This window comes from Halomonas sp. AOP25-F1-15, assembly GCF_052378675.1.
GTDB classification, from domain to species: Bacteria; Pseudomonadota; Gammaproteobacteria; order Pseudomonadales; family Halomonadaceae; genus Vreelandella; species Vreelandella casei.
In genome coordinates, this window is record NZ_JBQSXV010000001.1 from 584207 (window position 1) to 598456 (window position 14250).

Annotated in this window: 18 protein-coding genes; 17 read left to right on the top strand and 1 reads right to left on the bottom strand. The window is 51.7% G+C overall.

The genetic code is table 11. The annotated features are described in order from the left end of the window. Window positions 1-9 precede the first annotated feature (9 nt). The 4 genes from rplI (at window position 10) to ACT3TF_RS02620 (ending at window position 2870) form a co-directional block, all read left to right on the top strand. Entirely contained in the window at window positions 10-456 is a 447-nt protein-coding gene (rplI, locus tag ACT3TF_RS02605) for a 50S ribosomal protein L9 (protein WP_096278964.1), read from the top strand. A gap of 202 nt (window positions 457-658) precedes the next feature. Further along, window positions 659-2047 carry a replicative DNA helicase gene (gene dnaB, locus ACT3TF_RS02610; RefSeq protein ID WP_096278966.1) on the top strand — a complete coding sequence of 463 codons (1389 nt, stop codon included), beginning with the start codon at window positions 659-661 and terminating at the stop codon, window positions 2045-2047. Window positions 2048-2079: 32 nt separating this feature from the next. After that, the gene (locus ACT3TF_RS02615; RefSeq protein ID WP_444625335.1) at window positions 2080-2373 is read left to right on the top strand and encodes a hypothetical protein; all 294 of its coding nucleotides are present in this window, start codon (window positions 2080-2082) and stop codon (window positions 2371-2373) included. A gap of 194 nt (window positions 2374-2567) precedes the next feature. Further along, complete coding sequence (locus tag ACT3TF_RS02620; RefSeq protein WP_096278970.1) at window positions 2568-2870, top strand: DUF6482 family protein; 303 nt, start codon at window positions 2568-2570, stop codon at window positions 2868-2870. A gap of 18 nt (window positions 2871-2888) precedes the next feature. On the opposite strand, the gene ACT3TF_RS02625 is transcribed toward ACT3TF_RS02620, so the two are convergent. Beyond that, window positions 2889-3287 carry a thiol-disulfide oxidoreductase DCC family protein gene (locus tag ACT3TF_RS02625; protein WP_444671518.1) on the bottom strand — a complete coding sequence of 133 codons (399 nt, stop codon included), beginning with the start codon at window positions 3285-3287 and terminating at the stop codon, window positions 2889-2891. A gap of 196 nt (window positions 3288-3483) precedes the next feature. On the opposite strand from ACT3TF_RS02625, the gene hemH reads away from it, so the two are divergent. The 13 genes from hemH to rloA3 all read left to right on the top strand — a co-directional run bounded on the left by hemH (window position 3484) and on the right by rloA3 (window position 14248). Beyond that, on the top strand, window positions 3484-4563 hold the full coding sequence (gene hemH, locus ACT3TF_RS02630; RefSeq protein WP_444671519.1) for a ferrochelatase: 1080 nt from the start codon (window positions 3484-3486) through the stop codon (window positions 4561-4563). 219 nt (window positions 4564-4782) lie between these two features. After that, the gene (locus ACT3TF_RS02635; protein ID WP_444625337.1) at window positions 4783-7134 is read left to right on the top strand and encodes a putative monovalent cation/H+ antiporter subunit A; all 2352 of its coding nucleotides are present in this window, start codon (window positions 4783-4785) and stop codon (window positions 7132-7134) included. After that, window positions 7127-7558, top strand: a complete 432-nt coding sequence (locus tag ACT3TF_RS02640; RefSeq protein ID WP_444671520.1) for a Na+/H+ antiporter subunit B — start codon at window positions 7127-7129, stop codon at window positions 7556-7558. The genes ACT3TF_RS02635 and ACT3TF_RS02640 overlap by 8 nt, the downstream gene beginning before the upstream one ends. 18 nt (window positions 7559-7576) lie before the next feature. Beyond that, window positions 7577-7924 (top strand): Na+/H+ antiporter subunit C, encoded by a 348-nt coding sequence (locus ACT3TF_RS02645; protein WP_096278980.1) that lies wholly within the window; start codon window positions 7577-7579, stop codon window positions 7922-7924. Further along, window positions 7921-9519, top strand: coding sequence for a Na+/H+ antiporter subunit D (locus tag ACT3TF_RS02650; protein WP_444625339.1), 1599 nt, complete (start codon window positions 7921-7923; stop codon window positions 9517-9519). The genes ACT3TF_RS02645 and ACT3TF_RS02650 overlap by 4 nt, the downstream gene beginning before the upstream one ends. Continuing rightward, window positions 9516-9989, top strand: a complete 474-nt coding sequence (locus tag ACT3TF_RS02655; protein WP_096278984.1) for a Na+/H+ antiporter subunit E — start codon at window positions 9516-9518, stop codon at window positions 9987-9989. The genes ACT3TF_RS02650 and ACT3TF_RS02655 overlap by 4 nt, the downstream gene beginning before the upstream one ends. Then, window positions 9989-10258, top strand: a complete 270-nt coding sequence (locus tag ACT3TF_RS02660; RefSeq protein ID WP_096278986.1) for a monovalent cation/H+ antiporter complex subunit F — start codon at window positions 9989-9991, stop codon at window positions 10256-10258. Before ACT3TF_RS02655 ends, ACT3TF_RS02660 begins: the two co-directional genes overlap by 1 nt. Next, the gene (gene mnhG / locus ACT3TF_RS02665) at window positions 10251-10655 is read left to right on the top strand and encodes a monovalent cation/H(+) antiporter subunit G (protein WP_096278988.1); all 405 of its coding nucleotides are present in this window, start codon (window positions 10251-10253) and stop codon (window positions 10653-10655) included. Before ACT3TF_RS02660 ends, mnhG begins: the two co-directional genes overlap by 8 nt. A gap of 154 nt (window positions 10656-10809) precedes the next feature. After that, a complete protein-coding gene (locus tag ACT3TF_RS02670) occupies window positions 10810-11016 on the top strand; it encodes a DUF2256 domain-containing protein (protein WP_444671521.1) in 207 nt (68 codons plus the stop codon). Next, window positions 10928-11548 carry a deoxyribodipyrimidine photo-lyase gene (locus tag ACT3TF_RS02675; RefSeq protein WP_444671522.1) on the top strand — a complete coding sequence of 207 codons (621 nt, stop codon included), beginning with the start codon at window positions 10928-10930 and terminating at the stop codon, window positions 11546-11548. The genes ACT3TF_RS02670 and ACT3TF_RS02675 overlap by 89 nt, the downstream gene beginning before the upstream one ends. 49 nt (window positions 11549-11597) lie before the next feature. Then, window positions 11598-12290, top strand: coding sequence for an FAD-binding domain-containing protein (locus tag ACT3TF_RS02680; protein ID WP_444671523.1), 693 nt, complete (start codon window positions 11598-11600; stop codon window positions 12288-12290). Between the two features lie 92 nt (window positions 12291-12382). After that, on the top strand, window positions 12383-13651 hold the full coding sequence (locus tag ACT3TF_RS02685) for a lytic murein transglycosylase (protein ID WP_444671524.1): 1269 nt from the start codon (window positions 12383-12385) through the stop codon (window positions 13649-13651). Window positions 13652-13693: 42 nt separating this feature from the next. Next, window positions 13694-14248, top strand: a complete 555-nt coding sequence (gene rloA3, locus ACT3TF_RS02690) for a retropepsin-like aspartic peptidase RloA3 (protein WP_192536250.1) — start codon at window positions 13694-13696, stop codon at window positions 14246-14248. Window positions 14249-14250 lie beyond the last annotated feature (2 nt).

Consider the following 14250-nt stretch of genomic DNA (forward strand, 5'->3'; position numbering starts at 1 on the left):
GTTTACGAGATGGAAGTCATTCTGCTCGACAACATTGGTAAGCTGGGCGGCCTGGGTGACAAGGTCACTGTTAAGCCTGGTTATGGTCGTAACTATTTGGTGCCTTACGGTTTAGCCGTACCGGCCACCAAAGACAATATCGAAGCGTTTGAAGTGCAGCGCGCTGAGCTCGAAGCACAAGCCGCTGAGCGTAAAGCTGAAGCCGAAGCGCGTGCTGAGCAGTTGAACGACATCGAACTGTCTTTGGTTTCCAAAGCAGGCGACGAAGGCAAACTGTTTGGTTCGATTGGTCCACGTGACCTGGCCGACGCGATTTCCTCTGCTGGCATCGATGTTGCCAAGAGCGAAGTACGTATGCCGAATGGCCCGATTCGCCAAACTGGCGAATACGACATCGCGCTACACTTGCACGCTGAAGTGGATGCCGTTGTACGCGTGGTTGTCGTCGCAGAGTAATTCTTTGCGCTGACACGTACGCCTCAAAAGGCGCGGGTTTTCCCGCGCCTTTTGTTATTTCTGGACGTTGCCTAAATTATCCAGTTCATTAGCGCCGGGTACTTTAAGGCAACATCTTGATGATGTGGGTCGTCGCGCGGTATGGGCTCGGCTAAGATAAGCATCTTTACTGGGTACGTTGTCGTATTTAAAGGAGCTTGCCATGCAGGACACGCCTTCTGCTGATAAAGAAACGGCCGCGCTAAAACTGCCGCCGCATTCGCTTGAGGCAGAGCAGTCGGTATTAGGCGGGCTCATGCTGGATAATCAGGCGTGGGATAACGTCTCTGAGCGTCTGGTGGCCGATGATTTTTATCGCTATGAACACCGATTGGTGTTCAATGTGATGATTCATTTAGCCGAATCCGCACAGCCGTTGGACGTGGTGACGATCTCTGAGGCCCTGGAAGCACGCGATCACTTGGATACCGTGGGTGGCCTGGCATTTCTGGCCGAGCTTGCGCGTAACACGCCGTCTGCCAGCAACATTCGTGCCTATGCCGATATTGTGCGTGAACGTGCCACGCTGCGTAAGCTGATCCGCGCGGCTAATCAAATTGCTGACAGCGCCTTTACGCCTCAAGGGCGTCCGGCGGATGAGCTGCTCAATGAAGCTGAGCGGTTAGTGTTCCAGATTGCTGAGGAACGCCCTAAAACGGGCGGCCCTATTGGCATGAGTGAGCTGTTAACCAAAGCCGTCGACCGTATTGATGAGTTGTTTAACCTGAAAGGTGAGATGACCGGTCTTTCGACGGGTTTTCGTGACCTGGATGATATGACCACGGGTCTGCAGCCGTCGGATATGGTGGTTATTGCCGGCCGGCCATCAATGGGTAAAACCACGTTTGCCATGAACCTGGTCGAGCATGCGGTCATCGCCAGCGACAAGCCGGTGATGGTGTTCTCGATGGAGATGCCCGCGGAATCGTTGATGCTGAGGATGCTGTCTTCGCTTGGTCGGATTGACCAAACCCGTGTTCGTACCGGTCAATTAGAAGACGAAGACTGGCCACGCTTAACCTCTGCGGTGAATCTGCTCAAAGATAAGCAGCTGTTTATCGATGATACGGCCGCATTGTCGCCCAATGAAATGCGTTCCAGGATGCGTCGAGTAGTTCGTGAGCATGGCAACATTGCGCTGGTCATGATCGATTATCTTCAGCTCATGCAGATCCCCGGCTTCAGTGAAAACCGCACCGGTGAGATTTCTGAAATTTCGCGCTCTTTGAAAGGCTTAGCGAAAGAATTTAATTGCCCGGTCGTCGCGCTTTCACAGCTGAACCGCTCGTTGGAGCAGCGTCCTAACAAGCGTCCTATTATGTCGGATCTGCGTGAGTCGGGCGCTATCGAGCAGGATGCTGATGTTATCGCTTTTGTTTATCGCGATGAAGTTTATAACCCTGACAATCCCGACAACCAGGGGATTGCCGAGTTAATTATTGGTAAGCAGCGTAACGGACCTATCGGTACGGTACATATGGCGTTTATTGGTAAATATACGCGCTTTGAAGATTTAGCCCCGGATAGCTACGGCGATTCGTTTGGCGATTAACTTGATGTGCAATGCAAAAATGGGAGTAGCAAATGGCAGGTGGATTTCGGCGCGGTAATCGGCAGCGTCTTCCTAAGCTTGAAGGTCGCGGTGAGCTACAGTCACTAGAGCGGGAAGGGCCTTTCAAAGAGTGGCTGGGTATGCCGGACCTTTATCGTTACCACCTGGTAGTGGAGGGCGAGAGATACAGCTATCAAACCGAAGACGGAGAGGTTCCCGTCACCGTGGGAGATAAAGTAGTTTTCCGCTATAAAGAAACGAAAGGCGGCAATTGGATTGATCGCAATTCACTGGGTAAAGCGATCGACCCCTCTGAATATCAGTAATTAATCGCATTTGTTGACGCTTTGGTCTGGAACTCTCTTGCACTAGCGTCGTCTTAGTTGTTGAATGTCATAAAACTGAAAGCTGTCATGAAACTGAAAGCTGTCATGACAATGTAATAATAGGGCAACTGAAATGTCATAGGGCACAGCCATGCTGTGCCCTATTTAGTATGTATCAATAACAGGAGTTAACCATGGAGTTGAAAGATCTTAAACAGTTTGTCGCCAGCCACGACAACTTCGAAATACGCGTGATTATCCATTCGGGTAGTCGTTTTTATCAAATTGAGTTAGAGGATGTTGAAGGCGAGCGCCATATGTTAATGCAGCGCAATAAGCCGATGCTGTTCCGTTCGTTAGATGATGTTTATATGGAGCTTAAGCGTGCCGAGATTCATCGTGCTTATTTAGTCCAGCACGTGCCTCACGATGAAGTCATTGGTCGCGACACGCACTACAGTGAGCCACTTACTTCGCGTATGCCGCTCGTCTTTTAACGCGTTTACGCCACCTTGCTAAGCTTTAGATTGACGTTTTTCCCACCACTGCCCGATTCGTATTCGGCGACGGGCAAAAAACCGGTAACCCGCGTTCATTAGGCCGCGTATCCCCGGCAAGCACGATATCCACACTAGCCGCCGGTAGCCCAATACTGCATACAGGGCACGGCTGGCATCCATTCCGATATACCACTTTCCCTGACTATCTTGTAAATGCAGCTGCCCCATCATGGCGGTGAATTCGCATCCGTGCGTTTGCGCGTTAAAATACTCATCCTGAATATCCACTAATGCGATGTGGTCTATGTGGTGATGTTTGGCTAGCCAGGCAATTTCTTGGCGGCAGAAGGGGCAGTGCCCATCGTGAAATAGAGTGACCGGAGGGCGGGCCTTTAATGGCGTAAAACGGTTCATAATGATTCGCCTATCGGTAGCTATTTTCAAAATAGTTATACAAGCAGTAATTGTAGTATAACTTTATGCCGACAGTATGCCGATAAGTGATAGAATTTGCGTGAGCCGCTTGGCAATTAAGTCGCCATATTTTGTGTCTTTTTATTTTTTTAATGACCTTTTTTCAATTGTTTAGGTATTTTCGGGAGTAAATGTAATGACCGAAAGCGTCGTCAAGGATCAGCCTGGGGCAGGGCGTTTAGCGCACGCGTCCAGTGATCACCCGCCGGTGCCGCGTGCCAAAGTGGGTGTTGTGCTCGCAAATCTAGGTACGCCGGATGCCACTGACTATTGGTCCGTGCGTCGTTACTTAAATGAGTTTCTCTCTGATCAGCGCGTGGTCGACTATGCCCGCTGGAAATGGCAGCCGCTGCTGCAACTGCTTGTGTTGACTAAACGCCCATTCTCGTCGGGTAAAGCGTATCGCAGTATCTGGAATAACGACAAAAATGAAAGTCCGCTACTGACCATAACTCGCGCGCAGACCGAGAAAATGACAGCGCGCTTAAAGGCGCTTTATGGTGATGATGTTGAAGTTGATTTCTGTATGCGTTATGGAAATCCTTCAACCCAAAGTGTGCTGACGCGCTTAAAAGAGAAGGGCTGCGAAAAAATCGTATTTTTCCCGCTTTATCCTCAATACGGCTCACCAACGACAGCATCGGCTAACGACCAAGCGTTTCGTACGCTGATGAAGATGAAGTGGCAGCCTTATATCCGTACGGTGCCCGCGTATTTTGACCATCCTACCTATCTTCGGGCTCTGGCTAACTCTGTGCAAGAGGCGTACGCCGAGTTGCCGACGCGTCCAACCAAGCTGGTGGCTAGCTATCACGGAGTTCCTGAACGCTACCTGAAGCAAGGGGATCCTTATCACTGCCAGTGTCAGAAAACAACGCGGCTGCTGCGCGAAACACTCGGCTTTAGCAAAGAAGAAGTGGATACCGCCTTTCAATCGAAGTTTGGCCCCGAGAAGTGGCTGGGGCCGGCTACCGTTAAGCACGTGGCTGAGTTGGCTCAACAGGGGCACAAGCACATCGCGATTATCTCACCCGCTTTCTCATCAGACTGCATTGAGACCCTTGAAGAGATAGAAGAAGAGATTCGCGATAGCTTTATGAAGGCAGGTGGTGAAACGTTTAGCTACATACCGTGCTTGAATGATCGCGACGATCATATAGAGGGACTGCTTGCCGTGATTAATAACGAATTAGCCGGATGGTTGCCTGCCCACTGATTTTTTCTAAAGCGCAATAATAGCCGTAGCGGGGGTTACTTCGCTGCGGCTATTTGCATTTAAGCGTTTGACTGGTCAGGCAAAACTGTCTGTTATAAGCTGTCTCACTTTGAAATCACTATTATTCAACGCTGGCGTTCCAGTCCAAAGGCATGGTGACCATAGCCCTCGCGCCCGATCTAACGGTGGGGCGTTTCGTTATTTAGGAGATAATGCTAGATGCAACTTGCCATATTAATGGGTTTTTTGCTGGCTGCATCGTCGCCGTTGCTGCATCGATGGTTCGGCCAGCGCGCAAGCCTTGTGCTGGCAGTATTCCCAGCAGGGCTGGCGGCGTGGTTAGCCCTTCAGGCTCCCTATGTGATTGGCAATGGCAGCTTGCTACTCGAGTGGCAGTGGGTGCCGTCATTGGGTATCAGCCTTACGTTTTTGTTAGATGGCCTGTCGCTACTCTTCGGGCTGTTGATTACCGTCATTGGTGCTTTCGTTTTAATTTATGCCGGCGGCTATTTGAAAGATCATCCTGATCTCGCGCGGTTTCATATCGCGTTAATAGCCTTCATGGTTTCCATGCTAGGGCTGGTATTGGCCGACGGCTTATTAACGCTGTTCATCTTTTGGGAGTTAACCAGTATTACCTCGTATTTGCTGATTGGTTTTAATCATGCGGATATTGAGGCACGCAAGTCAGCGCGTCAGGGATTATTTGTGACCGTCGCCGGCGGCTTGGCGTTAATGGCTGGCCTGATACTGCTGGGCATTGCTAGCGACAGCTGGTCGCTGTCAGAGATTCTTGGTAGCGATACAGATTTACGTGAGCATGCGCTTTATACCCCCATGCTGATCTGCTTGCTGCTTGGCGCGTTCACTAAGTCAGCTCAGTTTCCGTTTCATTTTTGGCTGCCTAACGCGATGGCTGCGCCAACGCCGGTTTCGGCTTACTTGCACTCAGCCACCATGGTGAAAGCGGGTATTTATCTGCTCGCGCGGCTATATCCAGAGCTGGGCGGCACGGCGTTGTGGGTAGGGATTCTTTCCGTAGTCGGCGCGACCACGATGTTGACCGGTTCGTTCTTAGCTATTCAGCATACGAATATTAAAAAACTATTAGCCTACTCAACGATTATGGCGCTGGGCACACTGACAATGCTGTTAGGTATTGGCGGTGACTATGCGATGACCGCTTTCGTTACTTTCCTTTTGGCGCACTCTTTGTATAAAGGGGCGCTATTTATGGTCGCCGGTATTTTGGATCACGAAACCGGTACCAAGGATGTGACGCACATGGGGGGGCTACGTTCAGTGATGCCGGTAACGGCAACGATTGCGCTGATTGCTGCGCTCTCGTTAGCTGGGGTACCGCCGTTAATAGGCTTTATCGGCAAGGAGCTGAAGTTTGAGTCGGCACTCGGCGCCGACAGCTTCAACATGCTGCTGGTGATATTTGCCTTTATTGCCGCGATATTAACGATCGCGGTAGCCTTTATTATTGCGTTACGTCCTTTTTACGGCAAACGTCATCAAACACCGCTAGATCCTCATGAGGCGCCGCTCAGCATGCTAGCGGGGCCGGCGCTTTTAGCAACAGGGTCACTTTTGCTTGGTTTATGGCCTGCGACGTTAGGCGCCGATGCACTGCTGAGCGCTGCCGCGAGCTCCATTTCTGGGCAACCGAGCGACGTTTCTTTGTCGCTTTGGTATGGCGTGAACGTGGCATTAATAATGTCGATTGTCAGCCTTGGCTTAGGCTTTTTGCTGTTTAAACGCTGGGACAGCGTACGTGCCAAGTTATCCATACTGGCGCCGGTTATGCGCCATGGCCCTGAGGCCGGCTATGAGAGCGCGATGAATGGCATCGTACATTTCTCCGAGTGGCAAACGCGCATACTGCAAAACGGCTATATGCGTAATTACATTCTTATTATGCTGATTACGCTGATCGTTTTGATTAGTAACTCCATATTGCTGCGCCATTCGCCTGAGCTTGCCTTTGACCTAGACGTGCGCTTTCACGAGGCCGTTGTCGCAGGCTGTATGGTAATGGGAGCGTTGTTCGCGACCATTTCTCGATCCCGGCTTGGGGCGGTGGTGTCGGTAGGCGTGATGGGCTTCTCTATCGCGTTAATCTTTATTCTTTTCAGTGCGCCTGATCTCGCCATTACCCAGCTGCTGGTGGAAACCTTGACGGTGATTTTGCTGGTACTGGTATTGTTCCGGCTGCCGCGCTTTTCGAGTCTTTCTACCAGCCTTGAGCGTATCCGTGATGGCGCTGTCGCCGCCATGATGGGTATTTTGATTTGCCTGCTGATTATGACTTCGTGGAGTATTCAGCAGTTTGAACCTATCTCGACATACATGATTGAGAACAGCGCCCCTTTGGCCTTTGGCCGCAATATCGTCAATGTCATTTTGGTCGATTACCGGGCGCTAGATACGCTAGGTGAGATGTTTGTCTTGGCGCTCGCAGCCGTTGGCGTTATTGCCATGCTGAAGCTGCGTCATAGCGAAGGTAATGAGAATAAACCGAGTGAAAACAGCAAAGTAGCGGCTAAGGAGCCTAACAATGGTTAAGTCAGGCACCATTATCCTCAATACGGCAGCGCGTTTTTTAATGCCGCTGCAGCTGATGTTTTCCGTTTTCTTGTTGCTTAGAGGACACGATGAGCCGGGCGGCGGTTTTATCGCAGGCCTGGTGGCGGCGGGGGCATTTACGCTTTACCTGTTTGCCTTTGGCGTTAGCGCGACCAAGCAAGTGCTGCGTATGGTTGACCCCAAAGACCTTATTGGCATTGGTTTATTGCTGGGAATGGTTTCCGTCGTGCCTGCCTGGTTTATGGGGCAACCGTTTTTAACCGCCCAGTGGTGGACTATTCCAATCATCGACTTTAAAGCCTCCACGCCGCTGATTTTTGATATCGGTGTGTATTTCGCGGTGCTGGGCTCAGTCACCGGTATGGTGATGACGCTGATGGAGGTCGACAAGGATGAACCTTGAGTTAACAGGAGGCTCAGCATGGAACCACTAATGGCGGTAGCCATAGGGCTGCTTTACGCAACGGCTATTTTCATGATGCTGCGTCGCTCTATCGTGAAGCTGGTGATTGGTTTAATGCTGCTTTCAAACGCGGCCAATTTGCTGATCTTTACAACGGCGGGATTGACGCGGGGCGCGCCGCCACTGATTCCTGAAGGCATGATGCAGCCGGTAGGCGCCGTCGCTGATCCCTTACCCCAAGCGGTAGTGCTGACAGCTATCGTAATTGCCTTTGGCGTGCTTGCCTTTGCGGTGGTGTTGATTCGACGTGCCTATGAAGTGGTTAAGGCTGATGATCTCGATAAGATGAAGGATACCGATACGTGAGGCCTGAAGTTGCTCTTCCCGTCCTCTTGCCGCTGCTTTCAGGGGCAATCTCTTTGTTGTTTTGGCGTTCCCGCCCCATGCAGCGCTTTTTGGCAGTGGCCGGTAATGCGGCGCTGCTGATTGTTAGTCTGTGGCTGTTCGTATCAACGCTCTCAGACGGCTACGTCACGATGCAGATGGGCAGCTGGCCCGCGCCGTTTGGCATCACGCTCATCGCCGATATGCTGAGTGCCGTCATGGTGCTGATGACCGCCGTCATTGGTTTGGCAATGGGGATCTATTCGCTGGCCACGACCGGCCGGGGGCATGAAAAATTTGGCTACTACCCTTTAATGCACCTGCTCTTAGCCGGCGTTATGGGGGCATTTTTAACCGGTGATATCTTTAACCTTTATGTGTGGTTTGAGGTAATGCTGGTGGCGTCGTTTGCGCTGCTGATTCTAGGCGGTGAGCGTGCGCAGATGGAGGGGGCGATTAAATATGTCACCTTGAATCTGCTGGCATCGGTCATTTTTTTGACCGCCGTTGGGCTTCTCTACGGGATGGTGGGGACGCTTAATATGGCCGATATTGCGCTGCGTATGGGGGAGGCTGAGCACACGGGCATGGTTGAAGTGTTGGCCGTTATGTTTATGGTGGCCTTCGGCATTAAGGCAGCCGCCTTTCCATTGTTCTTTTGGCTACCTGCTTCTTATCACACGCCGCCTGTCGCCGTTTCAGCTCTGTTTGCCGGGCTGCTCACCAAGGTCGGCGTTTATGCGCTGTTCCGCGTTTTTACGCTGATGTTTGACCAGACCATGGGCTATTTGCAGGACATTATGCTCTGGGGGGCGGTCTTTACGATGGTGACTGGCGTGCTGGGCGCGGCGGCCCAATATGAGTTTAGGCGTATTCTATCGTTTCATATTGTCAGCCAGATTGGCTATATGATCTTAGGGTTAGCGCTTTATACGCCCTTGGCGATAGCCGGTGGCGTGTTTGCCATCGTGCATAATATGGTGGTGAAAACTAACCTCTTCTTGATTAGCGGGATCACCCATCGTCTGCAGGGTACGTATCAACTCAAAAAGATGGGAGGCTTGTATCGGGAGCGCCCCTGGCTAGCCGTTGCCTTCTTTATTTCGGCTTTCTCTCTAGCGGGCATCCCGCCGCTGTCTGGTTTCTTTGCTAAATTTGTCATTGTGCGCGCAGGCCTCGAAGCTGAAGCCTATGTCGTAACTGGGATCGCGCTGGCGGTAGGTTTAATGACGCTCTACTCCATGGTGAAAATTTGGAATGAGGTGTTCTGGAAGTCGCTGCCGGAAGATAATCACGTGCCTGAAACTGTTACTCCGACAGGAGATGATGGTCGATTGTTAAAGCCAAGCCTGTGGATGATGTATTTACCGGTGATGGTGCTGGCGATGTCTTCTCTGTTGATCGGGGTATTTGCTGAGCCGATTATGTGGGTGATGACGGGCATTGGTGATCAGTTGCTTGAACCATCGGGGTATATCGAAGCCGTTCTGGGCGCTTCGGCCAGTGTAGAAGACACGTTGCTGAATTCATCAGCAGCGGACGCTGAAGAAGCGGCAACAGGAGAGGATGCGCCATGACAGGAGCTATTTGGAACTTACTATTAGGTCTGGCATGGGTCTTGTTGAGCGGTGACTTCACCGGTTTGAATCTTCTTATCGGCTTGATATTTGGCTATATCACGCTTGTTTTGATTGAGCCTCAGCTTGACTCATTGAAAGGTTACCCGGCGCGGGTGCCGCGGCTTGTGGGCTTTATCGGTTTTTTCCTGAAAGAACTGATTCAAGCCAACCTGCGCGTGGCTTTTGATATTTTGACGCCGCCTTGGCATATGAAACCTGGCGTTATTGCGCTGCCACTTTCGGCTCGTACGGAAATGGAAATCACCATGGTGGCTAACTTGATTTCGCTGACACCCGGCACACTTAGCTTAGATGTGTCTGATGATCGTAAGGTGCTGTATATCCATGCGATGTTTTTAGACGATGAAGAAGAGCTGCGGCGTAATTTAAAAGAGATGGAGCACCGGGCCCTGGAGCTATTTCGCTGATGGATACCGTTATTTTAATTAGCCAAGTGATTATGAGCATAGCGCTCATACTCACCTTCGTGCGTGTTGTACGCGGCCCCAGTTTGCCCGATCGCGTTGTAGCGTTAGAGCTTTTTTCGACCACCTTGGTAGGGTTGGTGGGGGTTTATGCGATCAAAACAGAGGTTGCTAGTTTCCTCGACGCCGCAATTGTGGTCGCACTTATGGGCTTTTTGGCGGCTATTGGCTTTGCGCGTTTTTTAGAACGAGGAGGCCCGCGCGATGATTGATTTTATAAAAGGCACGCTGATTCTTGGCGGTGCGCTGTTTATGCTGCTTGCCTCTGTAGGTTTGCTGCGTTTACCCGACCTGCTAACACGTATGCATGCGACCACCAAAGCCGCCGCACTAGGCGTGATTTTAATAATGCTGGCGGCGGCAATGCACTTTGCTGAAGTGGGAATCGTCGCGCGCTCTTTTGCCATCATATTATTTATTTTAATGACAGCACCGGTGGCCGCCCATGTGATTGGTCGTGCCGGTTATTTCGTTGGGTCCAAGCTTTGGAGCGGCACAATAAAGGATGAATTACGGCCTAACTATGATCCTTTGACCCACGAATTAAAAAGTGGCTTGGAGACCCAAGAAAATGCCAAACGCCAGCCACGAGATACCGACCCAGACTAGAGCGATCGTTTGCAGTTTTTATCCTGCCGCTAAGTCACCTACGGGTGGCTTTTTTGCGTTTGATGTTCCGCAGTGCTGACGTTTATCATCTCCTATTGATAATAATTAATGTACAACAGTTATACCGTGTAGGATCATGTGTTCATGATTAGTCATGTGCTTATTAAGAAGTGCGCCTGTGAGTATGCAACGCAAACAACACCTGCCCCAGAAAACGTGTGCTTTATGCCAGCGCCCCTTTGTTTGGCGAAAGAAATGGGCACGTTGTTGGGATGAGGTGCGCTATTGCAGCGAGCGGTGTCGACGTACTGCAAAACAGCAATGCGCTGCTGGGAGGCAAGGGCATGAACCCCACCGTTGATATTGTCTGGCTGCAAGACGACCTGCGCGTGGCCGACAACCCTCTGTTGCACTTTAATGCTCCCCCCAGTCATTTACTGTGCCTTTATGTGTTGGACCGGCGGTGGTGTGCTCCTCTCATAAAAGACGATTCTGTGCCGCGGATAGGCCCGGCGCGTTTACGCTTCCTATGGCAATGCTTAATGGCGTTGCGCGGCGAGCTTTTAAAGCGCGGCAGTGATTTGCTTGTCCGCATCGGTAATCCAAGCGATGTGGTGATTGAGCTGGCCTGGTCGCTTAGTGCGCGCCATGTCCGCGTTTCTGACCACCCAGGGGTTGAAGAAATACAGCAGATTAAAGCGGTGGCCAGTGGGCTTTCCGACCGAACAACGCTGAGCTGTATTGAGAGCGGGCAGCTGATTAATCGGCAGGCGCTGCCTTTCGACGCGGATAGGCTACCGCAAAGTTTTTCGGCCTTTAGGCGCTGCGTAGAAAAAAAACTGCTCACTTTCCGCGAGCCGACCTGCACCGGTAACACTGCCGCCTTGGCCTGAGGCGCCGCGTGGCTTTCCGCCGTTAAAGGCTGTCTCTGAGCATAGCGCTGTGTGGCAGCCGGATACACGTCAAGGCTATACCTACGTGGGAGGGGAGTCGGCGGCGCATGCGCGTCTTCATGACTATCTGTGGCATCAAAAGGGCGCAGAAGTCTATAAGCAAACCCGCAACGGTCTTTTAGGCGCGAATTTTTCAACACGCATTTCGCCGTGGCTTGCGCGCGGCTGTGTCACGGCATGCCAAGTTAATGATGCAGTGAAAGCGTGGGAAGCCGAACACGGCAGCAATGAATCGAGCTACTGGATCACGTTTGAACTGCTTTGGCGTGAGTATTTTATACGTGTCGCCCAGGCTGAAGGTGTGCAAATGTTTGGTAAGGTTCTAGCGGCCAAGCCGAGTGCGGCGTTTGATGCTTGGCGTAATGCTGTGACTGGCGTGCCGTTTGTGGATGCGGCCATGCTGGAACTTCATCGCACTGGCTGGATATCCAATCGCGCCAGGCAAAATGTCGCCAGCTTCTTGGTCAACGACCTGCAGGTAGACTGGCGTTTAGGCGCTTTATGGTTCGAGCATTGCTTGATTGATTATGACGTTGCCAGCAATTGGGGAAACTGGCGTTATATCGCCGGCGTGGGAAGAGGCGCGTGTCATCGTCGCTACTTTGATGTGCAGCAGCAGGTCAATCATTATGACCCGCATGGGCGCTATGTCGCCCACTGGATGACATCGCTTGAAAGATAATTGCGCCCTCTAATCAGCCTCAGCGTCTAGTATCTACTACTTTTCTAGGCCATCATTCTAGACATGCCAAGGACTGCCTAAGGATATAAACGATGTCTATTAATTTGCCTGCAGGGCGGCGTTACCGCCCCTTACTGTGTGCCTCGCTGGCGATAGCGTTGAGCACCCCCTTCGTTGGAGGCGCAGCACTCGCAAATCAGCAGCTGATGACTGAAGTCGATGCGCGTGCTGCTACACAGGTTAACTACGCTAATTTTCAGCAATGGTTGGATGAGTTTCGTCGCTATGCCGCCGGCGAAGGCATTAGCGAAGCGACATTGAGCGAAGCATTCGATTGCATACGTCACCTTGATCGCGTCATTGAGCTCGATGGCTACCAACCCGAATTTGTCAGGCCTATTTGGGAATACCTTGATACCGCGGTTTCATCTACGCGTGTTAATACCGGGCGAGAAAAGTTAGCGGCCCACCGCGATACCGCGCTGGAAATGCAGCAGCGCTTTGGCGTACCTGCCGAAATTATTGTCGCTATTTGGGGAATCGAGAGTAACTACGGCAGCAATTTCGGTGATTTCTCAACGTTAGAGTCTCTTGCTACGCTCGCTTTCGATGGCCGCCGCCGTGATTTTGCTAGAGGTGAATTGCTCGCTGCGCTGCGTATCATTGACGAGGGTGATATAGCCGCAGATCAAATGAAGGGATCATGGGCCGGCGCGATGGGCCATACCCAATTTATTCCCAGCAGCTTTGAAGCTTATGCCGTCGATGGCGATGGTGATGGTCGGCGTGATATCTGGGGAAGTATTCCCGATGTAATGGCATCGACGGCAAATTACTTAGCGCGAGCTGGCTGGCAAACGGGTCAGCCTTGGGGCGTGGAGATACGCCTACCCGAAGGATTTGATTATACTCAGACCGACCGACGCAGTAGTGCCGAGTGGCGTGATCAAGGCGTTCGAGCGCAGCAGGGCGAGCTGCCAAATTTCGATAGCGCGTCTGTAGTGGTACCTGCCGGTGCTCAAGGCCCCGCTTTTCTAGTAGGGGCTAATTTTCGCGCCATTTTACGTTATAACAATGCCACCAGTTATGCTCTCGCCGTGGCCACACTGGGTGATGCTATTGCCGGGCGAGAGGGCACCCAGCATGAATGGCCGCGAGGGGAAACGCCGCTGACCCGCGATGATGTGAAGGAACTCCAGCGCGAGTTAAACCGTACCGGCTACTCAGCGGGAGGCGCTGACGGTGTCATGGGTCCCAATACGCGGCAAGGATTACGGAACTTCCAGCGTGATCAAGGGTTAATACCAGACGGCTTTGCAACTCAGACCCTCTTAGAGCAATTGCGAAGCCGTGCTGAGTAGGCAACGTTTTATTGAAGGTTTTAACTTACCAAGGATGATGCTATGCGAGTGCTAGGAAAAACGTTATTAGGCAGTGCTGTTATTGGTGCCTTGCTATCTACTTCCACCGCGATGGCAGACGACGATCAAGTGTTTGGCTGGGTAGAAAATGCGACGCTTCAGCCCTGGGATATTACGGTTAAGGCAAAGCTCGACAGCGGTGCATTAACATCATCGCTTGACGCTCGTGACATTGAGTTGTTCGAGCAAGAGGATGAGGAGTGGGTGCGTTTTCGTCTCAAGCTGGAAGATCAGGACAGTGGTGAAGTATTCAGTGATGAAATTGAGCGCCCGCTGTATCGTGAACAAACCGTGCGCGGCGCGGGTGGCAGCGATGACCGCCCCGTTATTCTGATGGAAGTGTGCATGGGCGATACCATCTACGAAGAGCAGTTCAGTTTACGCGACCGTGAAGAGATGATTTATCCGATGCTGCTTGGCCGCAGCACGATCAGCCACCTTGGGTTGCTTGATGTGCGTAATAGCTTCTTGCAAGAACCTGGGTGCGATGAGAATTCCCAGGTCGTGCCTCACGACCCGGAAGATGATCAGTCTTAACG